This is a genomic window from Lysobacter antibioticus HS124 (assembly GCF_000336385.2).
Taxonomy (GTDB): domain Bacteria; phylum Pseudomonadota; class Gammaproteobacteria; order Xanthomonadales; family Xanthomonadaceae; genus Lysobacter; species Lysobacter firmicutimachus.
In genome coordinates this window covers 34,752-36,494 of record NZ_HG424593.1, presented here as the reverse complement: position 1 = coordinate 36,494, position 1,743 = coordinate 34,752, and the positions used below count along the sequence as shown (strand labels likewise).

Below are 1,743 nucleotides of genomic sequence, written 5' to 3'. Positions count from 1 at the left end.
CCGGCGCATGATCGACGAGCCCGGCGAGCGCCGCAGCCATAGCGTGGCGACCCCGCGCGGCGGCGGCATCGCGATTGTCGCGGCGTTGCTGATCGCGACGGTCGCGGTCGGCGTGCGTTTCCCTTCCCATGCGCCGCTGGCGGCGGCATTCGGGCTGGGGCTGGTCCTGATTGCGGGCATCGGCTGGATCGACGACCACCGGCCCCTGTCGCCGTGGCTGCGCCTGGGAGTGCACGCCGCAGCCGCGGCCCTGCTGGGCGTCGCGGTGGGTACGATCCACGGCGAGGCCTGGCTGGGACTGGCGACGTTCGCGTTGGCGATCGGCCTGACCAACGTGTGGAACTTCATGGACGGGATCAACGGCCTGGCCGCGTCCCAGGCGGCCCTGGTCGCGTTGGCCCTGGCCTGGCTCGGCGGTCCGGTGTGGAGTTGGCTGGCCCTGGCCCTGGCCGCGGCTTGCCTGGGTTTCCTGCCGTTCAATTTCCCGCGGGCGCGCATCTTCATGGGCGACGTCGGCAGCGGCGCGATCGGCTACGCCGTGGCCGGGCTGGCGGCGCTGGCGGCGAGCGGGCTCGGTTCGCGTTCAGCCCTGTTGTTGTGGCCCTTGGCCGCATTCATGGTGGATGCCGGCTTGACCTTGTTGAGCCGGGTGCGCCGCGGCGAGCGCTGGTGGACGCCGCACACCCAGCACGCCTACCAGGTCTGGGCGCGACGGATCGGACACACCCGGGTCACGCTCGCTTATGCGGCTTTCACGCTGTTGGCCGTAGTGTCCCTGCGCTATGTGACCGAAGTCCGGACCGGTTTCATCCTGGGTATGGGAGCGGCGTGGTATATGTCCGGCGCTTTTTTTTGGTGGCTGATACGCCAGGCCGAACCCCGCGACCGGGACTAGGCCGACCGACGCCCCGACCGATCGCCGGCGGGGCGTCATCGTTGCAATCCGCGACAGCCGTAACGCTAATCCGACCGACTTCAGCTGGGGCAAGGAATGAACTCATTGCGTGATCGTCTCAAAGGCGGCCTGCCACGGTTGGCGGTGGTCGCGCACGATCTCGCGATGGTGTGGCTGGTCTGGCAGGCCCTGCACAAGCTGCGCTTCGGGGTCGTGGTGACGCCGCCGACGCTGCCGTTGTGGTCGACCGAGATCGCCCTGGTGCTGGCGGCGCAGGGCCTGGTGTTCTGGCAGGTCGGCCTGTACCGCGGCCTGTGGCGCTTCGCCGGCGTGCCGGACCTTTGGAATATCTTCAAGGCCTGCATGCTCGGCCTGTTCGCGATCGTGCTGGGCCTGTTCCTGTACAACCGTCTCGACCTGGTGCCGCGCACGGTGCTGGTGCTGTATCCGCTGGTGCTGATGGGCATGCTCGGCGCGCCGCGCCTGCTGTACCGGGCCTGGAAGGACAGCCGAATCGACAGCGCCAATGCGGTGTCGGTGCGGATCCTGATCCTCGGCGCCGGCCGCGCCGGCGAGGCGCTGGTGCGCGATCTGCGCCGCTTCGGCACCTACCACCCGGTCGGCTTCCTCGACGACGCCGCGCGTCTGCGCGGCAGCAAGGTCCAGGGCGTGCCGGTGCTGGGCCGGGTCGAGGACGTCGCCGAGATCGCGCGCGAGACCGCGGCCAAGCTGCTGGTGATCGCGATGCCGTCGGCCGACGCCAACGCGATGCAGCGGGTGGTGATGGCCTGCGAACGCACCGGGGTGCCGTTCCGGATGGTGCCGCGCCTGCAGGACGTGCTCGAGGG

At 70.0% G+C, this 1,743-nt stretch carries 2 protein-coding genes; both read left to right on the top strand.

Annotation, left to right across the window (positions count from 1 at the left end):
* Window positions 1-895: lipopolysaccharide biosynthesis protein (locus tag TX83_RS20865; RefSeq protein WP_186442671.1), on the top strand; the 895-nt coding region annotated here is incomplete at its 5' end.
* A gap of 96 nt (window positions 896-991) precedes the next feature.
* Window positions 992-1,743 (top strand): nucleoside-diphosphate sugar epimerase/dehydratase (locus TX83_RS24025; protein ID WP_428992586.1); only part of this gene is annotated, 752 nt, incomplete at its 3' end.